Annotated in this window: 17 protein-coding genes and 2 pseudogenes; 13 read left to right on the top strand and 6 right to left on the bottom strand. The window is 37.5% G+C overall.

Going from position 1 to position 15,109, the window contains the following annotated elements; genetic code table 11:
• Positions 1-162 precede the first annotated feature (162 nt).
• From F981_RS24350 to F981_RS19300, 4 genes and pseudogenes are all read left to right on the top strand, one after another.
• The gene (locus F981_RS24350; protein WP_004724670.1) at positions 163-288 is read left to right on the top strand and encodes a hypothetical protein; all 126 of its coding nucleotides are present in this window, start codon (positions 163-165) and stop codon (positions 286-288) included.
• 4 nt (positions 289-292) lie between these two features.
• Entirely contained in the window at positions 293-727 is a 435-nt protein-coding gene (locus F981_RS19310; protein WP_004724668.1) for a CopG family ribbon-helix-helix protein, read from the top strand.
• Between the two features lie 18 nt (positions 728-745).
• A pseudogene (locus F981_RS19305) lies at positions 746-964 on the top strand (allophanate hydrolase-related protein); the annotation flags it as partial.
• Complete coding sequence (locus tag F981_RS19300) at positions 961-1,983, top strand: ABC transporter substrate-binding protein (protein WP_004724665.1); 1,023 nt, start codon at positions 961-963, stop codon at positions 1,981-1,983. The pseudogene F981_RS19305 and the gene F981_RS19300, both read left to right, overlap by 4 nt.
• Before the next feature lie 119 nt (positions 1,984-2,102).
• On the opposite strand, the gene F981_RS19295 is transcribed toward F981_RS19300, so the two are convergent.
• The 6 genes from F981_RS19295 to F981_RS19270 all read right to left on the bottom strand — a co-directional run bounded on the left by F981_RS19295 (position 2,103) and on the right by F981_RS19270 (position 6,924).
• On the bottom strand, positions 2,103-2,432 hold the full coding sequence (locus F981_RS19295) for a DMT family transporter (RefSeq protein WP_004724663.1): 330 nt from the start codon (positions 2,430-2,432) through the stop codon (positions 2,103-2,105).
• 16 nt (positions 2,433-2,448) lie between these two features.
• Positions 2,449-3,336: a hypothetical protein gene (locus F981_RS19290; protein WP_004724660.1), complete on the bottom strand. Its 888-nt coding sequence runs from the start codon at positions 3,334-3,336 to the stop codon at positions 2,449-2,451.
• Positions 3,333-4,337, bottom strand: coding sequence for an isopenicillin N synthase family dioxygenase (locus F981_RS19285; RefSeq protein WP_004724658.1), 1,005 nt, complete (start codon positions 4,335-4,337; stop codon positions 3,333-3,335). Before F981_RS19285 ends, F981_RS19290 begins: the two co-directional genes overlap by 4 nt.
• A 77-nt stretch (positions 4,338-4,414) precedes the next feature.
• Complete coding sequence (locus F981_RS19280) at positions 4,415-5,296, bottom strand: ABC transporter ATP-binding protein (protein WP_004724656.1); 882 nt, start codon at positions 5,294-5,296, stop codon at positions 4,415-4,417.
• A complete protein-coding gene (locus tag F981_RS19275) occupies positions 5,296-6,240 on the bottom strand; it encodes an ABC transporter permease (RefSeq protein ID WP_004724654.1) in 945 nt (314 codons plus the stop codon). The genes F981_RS19280 and F981_RS19275 overlap by 1 nt, the downstream gene beginning before the upstream one ends.
• Positions 6,241-6,690: 450 nt before the next feature.
• Positions 6,691-6,924 carry a hypothetical protein gene (locus tag F981_RS19270; RefSeq protein ID WP_004724652.1) on the bottom strand — a complete coding sequence of 78 codons (234 nt, stop codon included), beginning with the start codon at positions 6,922-6,924 and terminating at the stop codon, positions 6,691-6,693.
• Positions 6,925-7,201: 277 nt separating this feature from the next.
• Here F981_RS19270 and F981_RS19265 point away from each other — a divergent pair, with 277 nt between their 5' ends.
• The 9 genes and pseudogenes from F981_RS19265 (at position 7,202) to F981_RS19230 (ending at position 14,808) form a co-directional block, all read left to right on the top strand.
• A complete protein-coding gene (locus F981_RS19265) occupies positions 7,202-7,813 on the top strand; it encodes a LexA family protein (RefSeq protein WP_004724650.1) in 612 nt (203 codons plus the stop codon).
• 352 nt (positions 7,814-8,165) lie between these two features.
• The gene (rutD, locus tag F981_RS19260; protein WP_004724648.1) at positions 8,166-8,966 is read left to right on the top strand and encodes a pyrimidine utilization protein D; all 801 of its coding nucleotides are present in this window, start codon (positions 8,166-8,168) and stop codon (positions 8,964-8,966) included.
• A 60-nt stretch (positions 8,967-9,026) separates the two neighbouring features.
• Positions 9,027-9,143, top strand: a pseudogene (locus F981_RS24270) (malonic semialdehyde reductase); the annotation flags it as partial.
• A 542-nt stretch (positions 9,144-9,685) separates the two neighbouring features.
• On the top strand, positions 9,686-10,798 hold the full coding sequence (rutA, locus tag F981_RS19255) for a pyrimidine utilization protein A (RefSeq protein ID WP_004724646.1): 1,113 nt from the start codon (positions 9,686-9,688) through the stop codon (positions 10,796-10,798).
• A gap of 5 nt (positions 10,799-10,803) precedes the next feature.
• Positions 10,804-11,580, top strand: a complete 777-nt coding sequence (rutB, locus tag F981_RS19250; protein ID WP_085944136.1) for a pyrimidine utilization protein B — start codon at positions 10,804-10,806, stop codon at positions 11,578-11,580.
• A gap of 88 nt (positions 11,581-11,668) precedes the next feature.
• Positions 11,669-12,052 (top strand): pyrimidine utilization protein C, encoded by a 384-nt coding sequence (gene rutC / locus F981_RS19245; RefSeq protein WP_004724642.1) that lies wholly within the window; start codon positions 11,669-11,671, stop codon positions 12,050-12,052.
• A 91-nt stretch (positions 12,053-12,143) separates the two neighbouring features.
• Positions 12,144-12,713: an NADH-dependent FMN reductase RutF gene (gene rutF, locus F981_RS19240; RefSeq protein ID WP_016539637.1), complete on the top strand. Its 570-nt coding sequence runs from the start codon at positions 12,144-12,146 to the stop codon at positions 12,711-12,713.
• Positions 12,714-12,737: 24 nt separating this feature from the next.
• Positions 12,738-14,096 carry a pyrimidine utilization transport protein G gene (rutG, locus tag F981_RS19235; RefSeq protein ID WP_004724638.1) on the top strand — a complete coding sequence of 453 codons (1,359 nt, stop codon included), beginning with the start codon at positions 12,738-12,740 and terminating at the stop codon, positions 14,094-14,096.
• Positions 14,097-14,568: 472 nt separating this feature from the next.
• The gene (locus F981_RS19230) at positions 14,569-14,808 is read left to right on the top strand and encodes a hypothetical protein (protein ID WP_004724636.1); all 240 of its coding nucleotides are present in this window, start codon (positions 14,569-14,571) and stop codon (positions 14,806-14,808) included.
• Positions 14,809-15,109: the final 301 nt, after the last annotated feature.

Below are 15,109 nucleotides of genomic sequence, written 5' to 3'. Positions count from 1 at the left end.
GCTTCGCGCTATGCTTGTGCATTTAATTTATTTTTGCCCAAAAATCATCCATAAATACATGCTAAAACCAGCAAAAACTTGGTTAAAAACTGGCACATTTTCTGCATTGTTATATCAGTAATACAAAAACCTAATTTGGTAATACTGAGATGGAGTTGTGCTATGAATCAGATCAAAACAGCAGTCAAAAAAACACATCCGCTTAAAGCATTTTTTATAGATTTATTCAGTGTACGTGCAGGCGTATATATCAAACAAAACACTTCTGTCAACAAGGTAAAAGGATAAGTTTGTGGCTAAACAAAAGTTGGCTCGAATCAGCATTACTGTACCTGAAGCAACGCTAAATGCACTCGATCAGAAAATTGTTGATCAGCACTACGAAAGTCGTTCTCAAGCGATTGTTGACATGATCAATAAACACCTGATTGCGGAACAGGCTCAAGCAAATGAAGTCATGGTCGGCACTTTGACCATCCTTTATGATGCAGGACTAATGCCACTTCGAAATCAACTGATTGATTTACAACAACAGTTTTTAACACAAGTGATCAGTTCACTACATATTCAACTTGATCAACAAAAAATTTTACAAGTCATGTTGATGCAAGGGGCAAGTTCTGAGCTTCGGCATATTAGCCAACAATTTACAGCACTCAAGGGTGTGATCAAAGGGCATCTGGAGCTGATGGATGCTGTGATGCCACCAATTCTGCAAAATGATTAAATCGGGAGTAGGGGGATGCCAAGATCAGGTCTGCAATGTGATGCAACAGGAACGTCTATTGAAGTTAAGGTTTGGGATATTCCATTGGCAAATTTTGCGGCAATCGTTGCAGAGCTTCCAGCGCCGTTGGAAATCGGTAATTTACAACTTAAAGATGGCAGGCGTGCATATATACAGTCGCTAAATCAAACCAATACACAATTTAAAGGCGAGAAAACCGGGGGAGTTTCTGTATGATCCATAAATCTTTATTATCAGTATCACTATTATCTGCGATATTGTTCGCTGGTTGTGACAACACAGCAAAAATTCCACAAGCGAAAGAAGCTACTCAAGCTTCAGCAAATGCAAAACCAATCACCATTGGCTATAGTGATTGGCCGGGTTTTGTGGCGTGGCAGGTTGCGATTGAAAAAGGCTGGCTAAAAGAAGCTGGTCTCAATGTTGAGTTTAAATGGTTTGATTATTCAGCATCACTCTCAGCCTTTTCAGCCAATCAATTAGATGCAGTATTTGTCACCAATGGCGATAACTTGGTGACGGCATCAGGTGGTACCCAAGGCATGATGATTATGGCAACGGACTACTCTGCGGGCAATGATGTGATTATTGCCAAAGATGGGATCAATAGTATTCATGATTTAAAAGGTAAATCTGTTGGCGTTGAAAAAGGTCTGGTCGATCACTTGCTTCTTGCAACAGCAATGTCAGATCAAAAAATTCCAATTAATGAAATCAAATTGGTTAATTCTGCCACCAATCAATTACCACAAGTTCTATCCAGCCCCGATGTTTCAGCGATTGCGGTATGGCAACCTGTAGCCAGTCAGGCATTAAAAGCGGTAGCTGGATCAAAAATCATTTATACCTCGAAGGATAAACCTGGCTTAATTTATGACACCCTGACCGTAAATATGAGTCATTTAACTGCACATAAAGATGAATGGAAAAAGATCCTTCAAGTGTGGGACAAGACGGTGAAATACATCAATGATCCTGCGACACATGCAGATGCTGTAAAAATTATGGCAATTCGTTCTGGGGTCGATCCAAAACAATACGAAACAATGGTGAATGGTACCCATTTACTTGATTTAGAAGCCAATCAAAAAGTCTTTAGCAAAGGCAATGGTTTTGATTCGATCTATGGCTCGTCTTATCACGTCAATAAATTCAACGTGGAAAATGGCATCTATAAAACCGAACAAAATGTCGATGGTCTGATTTATCCAACATTGTTACAAGAGTTGAAATAACGTTTTTTAAAAGAGTTAGATAGTTTGAAAAATAGCCTAAGCATGTCTCGGGCTATTTTATTTTAGGTGAAAAAATATTATATAGAGCTTAATCACATTAAAATATGATTATCCATTGATTATATTTCTGTGCTTTTTGAAAAAAGATGAATAATTAAAATTCCAATAATCATAAATACCAAACCGATGATTGCAGCTAAATCTAAGTGTTGTTTGTAGTAAAAGAATCCGACTAAAGACACTAAAATAATACCTGCACCCGACCAAAGCGCATAAGTAATACCAACAGGAATCGTTTTCATGGTCAGTGATAAAAAATAAATGGCAACCGCATATCCGATCACGGTGATGATCGATGCAGACAACTGACTAAAACCATCAGATGCTTTCATGGCAGAAGTCGCGATGACTTCTGCCACAATGGCAATGATTAAATATAAAAAAGACATTGCTTGGCAATATTCCTTATAAGGCTATTTTTGCATGATGGAAAAGGTGATTTTTTTCATGGTCAAACCAACTTTGACTAGCAGTTGAAGTGCCCGTAAGTGTTGTAAAACAAAAATCTGCTTGAAATACATCGAGTGTGAAATATAGACGACAATGTTCACCATCGATAATTCGCTGTTGAACCAGTGTGTTGTGATCAAGCTTTTGGAAATTTTCAAGATCAATCTTGCTTCCAACTTTGTTAGTGACGGTACTAAGTTCGATGATCTGTTGATCAAAACTGATCGAAACCTCATAGTCTTGGATTGCTTCTAGACTGATCTGTTGCTGAGAAATAGCATCTGTTAAAGTCTCAGCGGATTTAAAAGCCTGTTGTATATCGGGATGTCGAGACTTGGCAAAGGCAATAAAATGATCACAAAGGATCAAGCCACCATCCGCAGGATAACTGGTATTTAACTCAGTATTTTCAATTTTAAATAAACGTAAGCCAAGATAAATGCCACGTATCGCTTGTTGACGCCAATCCTCAACATAAGCATGGCTGGGTGAAAACTCAAGTATGGCATTGCCAATCGAATACAATTTTGCAGGTTCGGGCCATTGCACATGATTTTGATAATTACTGCTGAGATGCCATGAAAGTAATTGATTTTGAGCATCCCAAAGGGTATCGCCAACCCAACCTTGTCGTTCTAAAACGGGTGTTGATTGAGGGTCTTTTAAGCGTAAATCAATGGTAAATGTCTTGGATTGAAACCAATAGACCAGGGTGTTTTCATCGGTTAAACCATTGGCAAAGGTAATGCTCTTACGGCGAAAAGCACCCAATAAATATTGCGGCAATAAGCAGGCTGAATCATCCGTTGGTTTAAGTTGTGTACAGAGTTCTAATAAGTTCATTTCGACTCCTCATTTTGGCTTAAACCAAATGAATAAAGCGGGCGGGCATTTTCAAGTTGAATGTCGCCCCGTGCCACTTTTTCTTTGAGATACTGAAAGGTTTGTGCGGTTTGATTAAAAAGATGTTCACCTCCTTTTAAAGGCGCATATTGTGCAGGCTGATCTTTGAGTAAAGGCTGAATTACATAGTCATAATCACAAGAGAAGAAAAACGGGAATGAATAGCGTTCTTCAGACACTTTTTTAACACGATGTTTGGTTGCTAAATATCGACCATTGGATAAAATTTCCATCATATCGCCAATATTCATAACCAAAGTATTTTCAAGAAGGGGGATATCAATCCATTGCCCCGTTTTATCAAGCACTTGTAATCCGGGCGCTGTGGGTAAGAGCAAAGTGAAACATTCATAATCGGTATGCGCACCGATACCTTCTTTATCCTGAATTTCAGGATGGTAAGGATAATGAATCAGGCGAAGTTGGCTGGGGGCTTTGGAAATATGTGCATCAAAATAATGTTCATCTAGACCGAGCGCCAATGCAAAACTTTGGAAAATTTCATGCCCAACCGCTTTGATATGCTGATAATAGGCAGAGACTTGCTGCTTAAATATCGGGTCATCAGGCCATTGTGTTGGACCAATCAAAGGGCGACGATCTGCTTGGCTCTGGTGATCATAATTGACATCATAGGCCTCTTTGAGATCATAACTTGCTTCAACAAAGCGTTCTTCACCGATCGGCACATAACCACTATGATTTTCTGATAAGCCAATATAATGCTGCATCTTAATGGCAGTATCTTGGGCAAAGTATTGCTGGGCAGTGTGATAAAGCTTTTGAAATAACTCAGGTTTAAATTGTTCTCCTGTTAAATATAAGAAACCAACATCTTTACATGCCTGATCTAAAGCGTGTGCGACTGTGAGTCGATCTTGAAGCTCAGGGCTGGAGAGTAGAGAAATGTCCACAAGCGGTAAAACATATGTGTTTGACATGAATATCACCAAGGTTGGCCGTCCAACAAAGAATTCAGCGATTTGGGTCGTCCCAAATGCTCAAAAAATCCGTCTGCTTATTTACCCGTACTAACTTGGGTCATACGCGGTATTTTGGGTAAGTCTTGTAGTGATGGATCTAGCTCATCTTCCTGAGCATGGACCAACTGATCCACTCGCGCTCTTAAATGTTGAAAAGCGGGTGTTGCCATAAGATCTAATGAACGTGGGCGCGGTAAATCTACTTCAATAATTTCTTTAATTTCACCGGGATTGGCTTTTAATGCAACAATACGATCAGCCAATAAAATGGCTTCATCCATATCATGCGTGACAAAAATAATGGTGATATCAATGTTTTGCCATAAATCCATTAAGTGTTTTTGCATCTTTTGGCGGGTATGCGGGTCAAGCGCACCAAAAGGTTCATCCATCAATAAGATTTTTGGTTCATTGACCAAAGCTCGTGCTATGGCAACACGCTGTTTCATTCCACCAGAAAGTTGATGTGGATATTGGTTTTCGTATTTATCTAGGCCAATAATATTGATCCATTCCCGTGCATTGGCTTCCGCAGTCATTTGGCTGGCACCTTTCATTCGTGGGCCGAACATGACATTTTCTTTAACCGTTTTCCAAGGAAATAGGGTATATCCCTGAAATACCATGCCACGTTCAGGGCTTGGGCCTGTAATAGCTTCGCCATCGACCAAGATCTCACCACTATGGTATGGATCTAAACCTGCAATCACTCGGCTTAAGGTTGATTTTCCGCAGCCTGATGGACCGATCACACAAATAAATTCACGCTTATGGATTTTAAGATCCAGTTGATTTAAAACGGTTCGTTCAGTTTTACCATGTTTAAATACTTGGCTCAGTCGTTTGGCCTCTAAGATGACAGGGCGTGCATAAATTTTTTGAAAATATTCAGCTGAATTAAAAGTTGAGTCATTCATTATTTTGCCCCTGCTTTCCATGCGAACATTCGCTCGCCCAATTTCATTAATAACACATCACAAACCAGCCCAATCACGCCGATAATCAAGATCGCGGCATAGACATTGTCAAAGTTTTGATAGCGTGCTTGTTGAGTAATAAACCATGTAATACCTGAGGTCGTACCAATCAGTTCAGAGACAATCAAATAGGTCCACGCCCAGCCCAGCAAGACACGTAAATCACGGTAAATATCTGGAAAAGCCGCAGGAATTACTACATTGAATAGGCTTTTAAGCTTATTGGTTCCAAGGGTATAGCCGGCTTCAATTAAGCCTTTATCGACCATACGTGTCGTATTGGCGATAATTAGGATTTGTTGAAATAGCGTTCCAATTACAATAATCGCAATCTTAGGCGCATCATTGATTCCGAGAATGGCAACAGCAAGCGCGCCAAATGCAGGTGCAGGTAAATAACGGAAAAACTCAACAAAAGGTTCTGTAAGCAGCGATATTTTTTGTGAGAAACCACAGAGGATCCCCAGCGGAATACCAAAAATTGAAGAGATTAAAAAAGCAGAAAAAACGATTTTAATACTGTGCCATAAGCTTTGATGAAACCATGGTGTATCTGGTTGCTCTGGGGGTGTGGTAAATGCAGTGACCAAGGCTTTAGCCACTTCATGTGGTGCAGGTAAGTAAATGGGATTAACTAAAATACCTTGTGGTGGTGCAGAATGGTGATCGACCGCATTTTGTGCCTCACTATAGAACACACTTTTTTCAACTCGGCTGCCAACTTGAAAATACGAGACACTACCAGAATCTGTAATTTGCACTTGAGGGTGCCAAATAAAAGGTAAATAACTGACCGCACACCACAGCAATATAGGGATCAGAAAAGAACACAAGCTTAGTAATAGCTTGTTCTTTTGACCAATTTCCTTTGCGACATAACCCATATTTACCGCCCTCATTTTAGCTTGAGTATTACGATTATTGAAAAACGTAATATTTATTAAGCAAAATAAGTGCCATGAATAAACAGGCGATTGGATTGATGCGAGTATTTCAGCAACTCATGAATATGAGTGATCAATGATCTCTATAAGTGACTGGTAAAGCGCTCAGTAGAAGCTCAATGAAAGGACAAGATAATCAAGAAATGGATAAAGCGGGGACTGATTAAAGAAGAAATAATCAAACAAGAAATAATGGGTGGTGAGTATTTGATTAAAAAGCTTAATACTTATGACAAGGATCTAAACTCAATCAATAGCATGATCAATTGAAAATTAAATCGTCGTTGTATCGAGGGGAATACAACGACATTTTAATCACGAAATACATATCAAATCATAAACTACAGTTGAATATTTAAGCAGATCCAATTTTATCATGTTGGCATCAGCTTAAAGTGGAAGAGGTTCTAAACCTTTAACAATATCACTAAATTCAGAACCATTTAACCAAAATGATTTCTTTAAAAATAATGTGGTCATGATACTTTCAGCGATATCGCTATTGGTATTTTCACAAAATAAACCATACTGGCTGCCTAACACATTATTGTCTTCAATCAAACGAATATAGTAAGCATGTTGTTCGTCTGCATAACCAAGAATTGCATCACGTTGAGTCGCCATTTTTATGTCTCCACATAGAAAATCAATCAATTAAGTGCTTAAGTGGGATCAGAGAACTTATTCAAAAATATCAATAAATTAACAAGATGTCTGTATTCTAAATTATTGATTTATGATAAGTATATTGATTATCTTTGTCGTCCTTGTTCAAATAGATGTATCAAAACTGATCGATAGAGTTATTGTTATTCAAAAAAAACTTGCCGTCAACTTGAATTTGTAACTTTTTCAAGCTATATTGATTTTACAGGCTTTTATGAAGCATATAGGATAAATAATGTCTAAGAAAGTAGAATTTGAACACGGAGGTGCGAGAGCCAATGCTGGGCGTAAGGCACAGTTTAGTGAGCCGACCAAAGTTATCCGTGTCCCAGAGTCACAAGTAGATTTTATCAAAAACTGGTTACTGAAAAATTTCAAAAACGGCCAGCTCAGTGATTTAAGCTCTAGTATGAATATCCAGACCATTCAGCCTAAAAATGATAAGGTCTATCAGATTCCACTTGCGACAGAACGAGTCGCTGCTGGTGTGCCATTTTCTGTTCAAGATAGCATAGAACAATCATTGGATATGAATGAATATTTAATTCGAAATGAGAGTTCTACCTTTATTGTTAAAGCAAATTCGCTTTCAATGTTGGATGTCGGTATAGATATTGAAGACCCTTTGATTGTAGATCGTAGCATTTCTGCAAAATCTGGTGATATTGTGATTGCCCGTATTGATAATGATTTCACGGTGAAGCGCTTGATGATTGATAAACAGTTTGATCCACCGAAAGTTTGGTTAAAAGCTGAGAATCCAGAATTTAAAAATATTTATATTGAAGAAGGGCAAGAATTTGAAATCTGGGGTGTGGTAACCTATAACTTAAAACGGATGCGTTGATTGAAACTATATATCAGGATAATGCTGAAAGTCTTTTGTATTTTAAAGCAACATTCTTGTTGCTTTTTTTTAAGATACATTTAAGGGATTTAATCCAATATCCAAATTTTAATGGGTAGGTCTATGTTTATGATATCGAATTATTTTGAATAAAAGATTCATTTTATCAAGAGTCTTTTTAGTTTTATGTCAAAAATATGCTGATGTTATGTTTAGTATGTAAAGGATAGGATAAAAATCCTACCGTTTACATTGGTCATCAAAAGCCTTAAAAAAACCAACCTAAACATAACAAGTATTCGGCATATTTTTTGCTGTTATTAAATCAACTAATTAATAAAATGGTAAAACAATGAGCTATCGAATTTTTCCTTGTGTTACTCAGCAAGATGCTGAAATTGTCGTTTTATCTTCAGGTTTAGGCGGGCACGCCTCATTCTGGCAACCACAAATTGAAACATTAACCCAATATTTTCAAGTGCTTGTTTATGACCAAGAAGGTTGTCATGCAGATTCTGATGCATTGCCAACATCATACTCAATCAAAAATATGGCAAAACAAATTCTCGATATTCTGCAACAACAACAGATCAAACAATGCCATTTTATTGGACATGCTTTGGGCGCGGTCATCGGGGCAGAATTGGCGGTTTTGGTTCAGAACACAGATATATCATTAACCAGTCTTACTTTTATTAATGCTTGGGATGCACTTGATCCGCATACACAAAAGTGTTTTCAGGCACGTATTACTTTATTAGAAAATGTAGGTGTTGAAGCTTATATACGGGTACAAGCTTTATTCCTATATCCGCCTGCCTATATTTCAAAACATATTCAAAAAATTCAGGATATTGAAAATTCTGGATTCGATGATTTCCCACCCATCAACAATGTATTGGTACGTATGAATGCATTGATGAATTTTAAAATTTTACCTGAACATGTCGCAGCTTTGGCAAAAACGGATGTGTATTATATTGCCAACAAAGATGATTTTTTAGTGCCTTATCAAAAGAGTATCGATCTTAAAAAAGCATTGGGGCATGGCGTATTAACACTGTTGGAAACAGGAGCACATGCATCCTCTGTAACAGAAAGTAAGACAGTCAATCAGATTTTAATTCAAAATTTAGTAGAAGAGGTTTTATGACCAGAACCTAAATATGAATATAAATCAATTGTGCTTAGCAGCCATAACTATAATGGCTAGTTAGATAAAATAATCAGCACTGAGCAGATTTATGATGTAGTAAAAATGGGGCCTACTTCTGCCAATCGTTGTCCTGCACGATTTATATTTTTGACGACATCTGAGGCCAAAGTAGGATAAAAGCCAGCGCTTTCTTTAGGAAATGAAATATAGAAAAAAACATGACGGCTGCAAATATGATTATTAATATTGGTTATGGTGGTCATAAAAAATATATGCAAGATAGCTTCGATTAGCTGTTGAGGGTGCTTGTAAAATATTATAAATATTGATTTTGTTATGGTTTTAATTGCGGTTTTAATTTTGATTTTTAATAGGTTATTTATTTTATTAAAATACTGGTTGATTAAACGAAAATTGTTATGCTATCGAACCGCATTTTTATGCGGTTTTTTATTTTTTGTTAAATTCGATTTAGAAATTTCAATGATCTAAAATGATGCATTTATGCACTATTTTAGTTTAATTTTTTACTTAAGAAATTCATAAATTTTACCAAAAGGTAAAATAAAAAATAATAATTAAAATTTTAATAATAAAAACAATACATTAAATTTAGTGGCATGCACTATGCATTATTAATAATTATAAGTTGAGTGAAGTTTTAAATTTTTGATCAGATGTTTTTTAGAATATTTTTTGTCCAGTGAGGTTTAGCTATGAAAATTGGTGTGTTTTGTCCGATTGGAAATAATGGCTGGTTGCTTTCAGAAAATGCACCGCAATATAAGCCAACATTTGAGTTAAATAAACAGATTGTACAACGTGCAGAACATTATGGTTTTGATTTTGCATTGTCCATGATTAAAATGCGTGGTTTTGGTGGTAAAACTGAATTTTGGGATTATAACTTAGAAACGTTTACATTAATGGCAGGTTTGGCCGCAGTCACCAGTAAAATTAAAATTTTTGCGACAGCCGCGACTTTGGTGATGCCGCCAGCCATCGTGGCACGTATGGCGTCAACGATTGATTCAATTTCAAATGGACGTTTTGGGCTAAATGTTGTGACGGGATGGCAACCACCAGAATATACCCAAATGGGACTATGGCCAGGGAATGATTATTTCTCTAAACGTTATGATTATTTATCTGAATATGTCGAAATTTTACGTGAGCTTTGGGCAACTGGAGCATCTGATTTTAAAGGCGAGTTCTTCCAAATGGAGGATTGCCAAGTAAAGCCAATGCCACAAGCAGAGATGAAAATTATTTGTGCAGGCCAGTCTGATGCGGGATTAGCGTTCTCTGCAAAATATGCAGATTATAATTTTGTCTTTGGTAAAGGGTTAAATACACCAACCGCCTACGCTGAAATCAATGACCGTTTAAAAGTACATACCGACCAAACTGGAAGAGATGTACAAACTTATGTTTTGTTTATGGTGATTGCCGCAGAGACAGATCAACACGCCATGGCGAAATGGGAGAACTATAACCAAGGTGCAGATCTAGAGGCGATTAATTGGTTAATGAACCAAGGCGGTAAAGATCAAACATCGGGTACAGATACCAATATTCGTCAAATGGCTTCAAGTGTTTCACCCGTCAATATCAACATGGGAACAATTGTCGGTTCTTATGAAAATGTGGCCAAGATGCTGGACCAAATTTCTACAATTCAAGGTACTGAAGGGATTCTTTTAACTTTTGATGATTTTATACAAGGGGTTGAGGATTTTGGACAACGTATTCAGCCCTTGATGACTTGCCGTCAGGAGGTTGTTGTAAGCTATCAATCAGCTCAACCCATTTTGGAGAAAAGCGCATGAGTATGATGAATGACGCTAAAGCTGTAGAACATCTGGTCTGTACAGATTTTACCGCACATGCAGGAACGGGCAGAGTTTTAAAAGCAGAACCAGAATCAATTCAGCTTGCACCAGAACAAACGGCGCTTATTGTGATTGATATGCAAAATGCCTATACCTCAATTGGTGGTTATTTAGATTTGGCTGGTTTTGATGTTTCAGCCACTCAACCTGTGGTTGCCAATATTAAAAAAAGCATTGATGCAGCACATACCGCGGGCATCCAAGTGATCTATTTCCAAAACGGATGGGATCAGCAATATGTAGAAGCAGGTGGCCTAGGTTCTCCTAACTTTCATAAATCCAATGCCTTAAAAACCATGCGTAAAAATCCTGACTTACAAGGCAAATTATTGGCAAAAGGAGGTTGGGATTTTGCATTAATTGATGAGTTAAGGCCTCAAGCTCAAGACATTGTGATCGAGAAACCACGCTATAGCGGCTTTTTTAATACAGCGCTGGACAGCATTTTACGTGCCCGTGGTATTCGAAATTTAGTTTTCGTGGGTATTGCCACCAATGTTTGTGTGGAATCAACCCTCAGAGATGGTTTTTTCTTGGAATACTTTGGTGTGGCGCTTAAAGATGCATGTTATCAAGCGGGTCCTCAAACAGCGCAAGAGGCAGCCTTATATAACATTCAAACTTTTTTTGGATGGGTGTCTGACACGGCGTCATTTGTAAAGGCTTTTAATACTCAACAGGCACAGCCAAATTCTGTGACTTTCAGTCAATCGGCTTAGTGGTTTTAAACTGGTTATTTGTCTTTTGCCATATCTAGTATTGAAGTCTATGGCGAAGATGCTTTAAGGAAAAATAAAGGAATTTAAAATGTCGAAACAAGTTGTGATCCCAATAGGTACAGCTAAGCCCCTAGCACCTTATGTGCCAGCAACCAAGGCAGACAATATTGTTTATGTCTCAGGTACGTTGGCTTTTGATGAAAATAATGATGTGGTCTGTGTCGGTGATGCCGCAGGGCAAACCCGGCATATTTTAGAAACCATTAAAAGCGTCATCGAAACTGCAGGTGGGACAATGGATGATATTACCTTTAACTCAATATTCGTCAAAGATTGGGCAGATTATGCTGCAGTAAATGTGGTCTATGCTGAATATTTTCCCAATGATAAACCCGCTCGATATTGTGTACAGGTCGGACTAGTTAAACCTGAAGCTTTAGTAGAAATTGCATCTGTAGCACATGTGGGATAAAGCATGTCTAGATTTGTCTATGCGTTTTAATCATTTTTTTCAAAAATAATTTTAACCTCGATGAACATTTGCGCATTGGGGTGGGAGCGTCATGATGCAAATGATCAAACAGGAAAGTGCACTTACTGGTGAAATAATTGAGTTTAACACTCCGTGTGAAGCCAATGTCCATTTAGAAATCGATCAAGCTATTTTTAGACAAGGTATGTCTAATCTAGGTGCTGCGGTCAATGTGATCACCACCAAAGGTAATGCAGGGCAGGCAGGTTTTACTGCATCTGCAGTGTGTAGTGTAACGGATTCACCTCCAACCTTATTGGTATGTCTCAATCGGGCTGCATCGGTATATCACGTTTTTTCTGAAAATAAAGTTTTATGTGTCAATACATTGGGTTCAAATCAAGCCGAATTGTCGAATCTCTTTGGTGGCAAAACACCGATGCAACAGAGATTTGCACAAGCTGAATGGAGTGAACTGGTGACAGGTTCTCCCGTGTTAGATAACGCCCTAATTTCATTTGATTGTGAAGTGGTATCCAGTCAAGTGGTCGGCAGTCATGATGTATTGTTTTGTCAGGTCAAAGCAATTCGTCACAACCCAAGTTTAAATGCGCTTCTATATTTCAAACGCAGTTACTGTGAACCTCAAAATGTATGTTGATCTCTCAATATGGGGACTTAGAAAATGGCGATAAAAGAACCATGGTTTACATCATTTAAACCATACACAGGAAATTTAGATCAAACCCCTGTGCAAATTGATGAATATTTACCTGCTGGAAAAAGTATTGTTTTGGGCTTGCAACATGCTTTTGCAATGTTTGGTGCAACGGTTCTTGCCCCTTTGCTAATGGGCTTTGATCCCAATTTAACCATATTTATCACGGGTATTGGCACGATTCTATTCTTCTTGATGACAGGTGGAAGAATGCCAAGTTATCTTGGATCTAGTTTTGCATTTATTGGTGCTGTCGCTGCTGCAACAGGCTATGCTGGAGTGGGATCAAACCCGAATATTGCCTTGGCTTTGGGGGGGACCATCGCTTGTGGCTTAGTGTATGCCGCGATTGGTTTAATTGTCATGAAGACTGGAACAGGTTGGATTGAAAAGTTGATGCCACCGATTGTTACGGGTGCAATCGTGATGATCATTGGACTAAATTTGGCACCCGTCACCATTAAAAGTGTTTCAGCAAATTCATTTGATACTTGGATGGCAATTCTAACCATTCTGTGTATCAGTGCGATTGCTGTATTTACCCGAGGCATGATGCGTCGCTTATTATTGTTGTTGGGTTTGGTCTGTGCATATGTCTTATATTTTATCCTTGCCAATGTAATGGGCTTTGGCAAAGCTATCGATTTTGCAGTCATTAGCAATGCTGCATGGTTAGGCCTACCACATTTTGTTGCACCTACGTTTAATGCCAATGCCATGCTGTTAATTGCGCCCGTGGCAATAATTCTGGTCGCTGAAAATTTAGGTCACTATAAAGCAGTATCTGCAATGACAGGCCGTGATTTATCACCTTATATGGGACGTGCTTTTTTTGCCGATGGTGTATGTACCAGTTTATCAGCTTCTGTTGGTGGGACAGGCATGACCACCTATGCTGAAAATATTGGGGTTATGGCCGTCACTAAAATTTATTCAACTACTGTCTTTGTGATTGCTGGGATCTTTGCCATTTTGTTGGGCTTATCACCTAAATTTGGAGCTGTAATTAGTACTATTCCTGTTGCGCTTTTAGGTGGTGCTTCAATTGTGGTGTTTGGTTTAATCACAGTGGCTGGTGCAAAGATTTGGATTGATAACAAAATTGATTTCACTAAAAACAGTAGCTTAATTATTGCTGCGGTCAGCTTGATCATGGGAGCAGGTAATTTTAGTGTACATATTGGTTCATTTGATCTTGGTGGAATCGGTACAGCAACTTTGGCCGCAATTTTATTAAATCTATTTTTAAATCGTGGAGAAAAACAGCCTGATGAGATCAAGCTAGAATCAAGTGATGCTGAAAAGTCCTTATCGCAGTCTTCTTGAGGCAAAGGGATAAGATTGTGACTTCAAATGATTAAACAGCAGATTTTACCGTGAAAAGCGTGGCATTCATTGGTTGTGGGGAATGGGATTACGTATGACATCTCATTGAGCAAAAGTTTGTACACGAGTGAAATATGCAATCGTGATTTTGCAAAGGTCAATCACATGCACAAAAATTGGGACGCTTGCAGTGAGTTTGTAAGAAGTGCCACAAGCAGATGTGATTTTTCCTTGTTTGACTATAAGCACGAGAACAGAATATAGGGCGTGAATTCAAGCTTTCATATTGCAATTTTAAAGCGATTGTAGGGGAAATTCTTATCCATATTTATGGATGAAATTTATACAGATATTGTGGTTTTTTATAGTGATGCCCTATGCGACAAATTTTGTCGCATAGGGCATTTCTCTATCTAGTATTTAATTCTCCAATAAATATAATAGAACCTGTAAGCACGATGAGATTTAAAATATGAAAGACTGGATTAAGATACGCGAAATTCTAAAAAATATTCAAAATCGACAAAATAAAAATCAGGCTATTTACTTAGTCGGTATGGTTGATTTAAACGAATTGGATATTTCATGGTTGATTGATGAAGACTACATTGAAATTGATGATGCTATTTCTTACTTAGATAATAGGGATATTGTTTTTATTAAGGATTTAACTTTTAAGGGTAAAAAATTGCTCTATCAGCTCAGTATTTAAATCTATTCTTATAACAACGAATGAAGGCGTTTTATAACAATAATGAAGAATTAAAATAAATAATAATTTAATTTTTTATTTTAATAAGAACAAACAAAATATAAATCTTTATTATAATAATTTGATAAATATAAATAATAATAAAAAATATGATAATTAATAATTTTAATCCAAATCAATATTCAATTATTGGTTTGGATTTTTTATATTCTGCAACCCCGAAATTGATGCTTTAGTTGCCATTCACGAATTAAAACTTGTTAATTTGTTGAACACTCGCTAAAAGTAATGATGTTTATAC

Source organism: Acinetobacter guillouiae CIP 63.46 (assembly GCF_000368145.1).
GTDB classification, from domain to species: Bacteria; Pseudomonadota; Gammaproteobacteria; order Pseudomonadales; family Moraxellaceae; genus Acinetobacter; species Acinetobacter guillouiae.
The sequence above is the reverse complement of the archived record's forward strand: the minus strand, read 5'-3'. Positions and strand labels throughout refer to the sequence as shown.

Bases quoted from the DNA above. Each gene is read 5' to 3' on its own strand.
- F981_RS19295 (WP_004724663.1), bottom strand. From the start codon at position 2,432: ATGTCTTTTTTATATTTAATCATTGCCATTGTGGCAGAAGTCATCGCG.
- rutF (WP_016539637.1), top strand. From the start codon at position 12,144: ATGATGCAAATGATCAAACAGGAAAGTGCACTTACTGGTGAAATAATT.
- F981_RS19290 (WP_004724660.1), bottom strand. From the start codon at position 3,336: ATGAACTTATTAGAACTCTGTACACAACTTAAACCAACGGATGATTCA.
- rutD (WP_004724648.1), top strand. From the start codon at position 8,166: ATGAGCTATCGAATTTTTCCTTGTGTTACTCAGCAAGATGCTGAAATT.
- rutB (WP_085944136.1), top strand. From the start codon at position 10,804: ATGAATGACGCTAAAGCTGTAGAACATCTGGTCTGTACAGATTTTACC.
- F981_RS19285 (WP_004724658.1), bottom strand. From the start codon at position 4,337: ATGTCAAACACATATGTTTTACCGCTTGTGGACATTTCTCTACTCTCC.
- F981_RS19300 (WP_004724665.1), top strand. From the start codon at position 961: ATGATCCATAAATCTTTATTATCAGTATCACTATTATCTGCGATATTG.
- F981_RS19265 (WP_004724650.1), top strand. From the start codon at position 7,202: ATGTCTAAGAAAGTAGAATTTGAACACGGAGGTGCGAGAGCCAATGCT.
- F981_RS19280 (WP_004724656.1), bottom strand. From the start codon at position 5,296: ATGAATGACTCAACTTTTAATTCAGCTGAATATTTTCAAAAAATTTAT.
- F981_RS19230 (WP_004724636.1), top strand. From the start codon at position 14,569: ATGAAAGACTGGATTAAGATACGCGAAATTCTAAAAAATATTCAAAAT.
- rutA (WP_004724646.1), top strand. From the start codon at position 9,686: ATGAAAATTGGTGTGTTTTGTCCGATTGGAAATAATGGCTGGTTGCTT.
- F981_RS19270 (WP_004724652.1), bottom strand. From the start codon at position 6,924: ATGGCGACTCAACGTGATGCAATTCTTGGTTATGCAGACGAACAACAT.
- rutG (WP_004724638.1), top strand. From the start codon at position 12,738: ATGGCGATAAAAGAACCATGGTTTACATCATTTAAACCATACACAGGA.
- F981_RS19275 (WP_004724654.1), bottom strand. From the start codon at position 6,240: ATGGGTTATGTCGCAAAGGAAATTGGTCAAAAGAACAAGCTATTACTA.
- rutC (WP_004724642.1), top strand. From the start codon at position 11,669: ATGTCGAAACAAGTTGTGATCCCAATAGGTACAGCTAAGCCCCTAGCA.
- F981_RS24350 (WP_004724670.1), top strand. From the start codon at position 163: ATGAATCAGATCAAAACAGCAGTCAAAAAAACACATCCGCTTAAAGCA.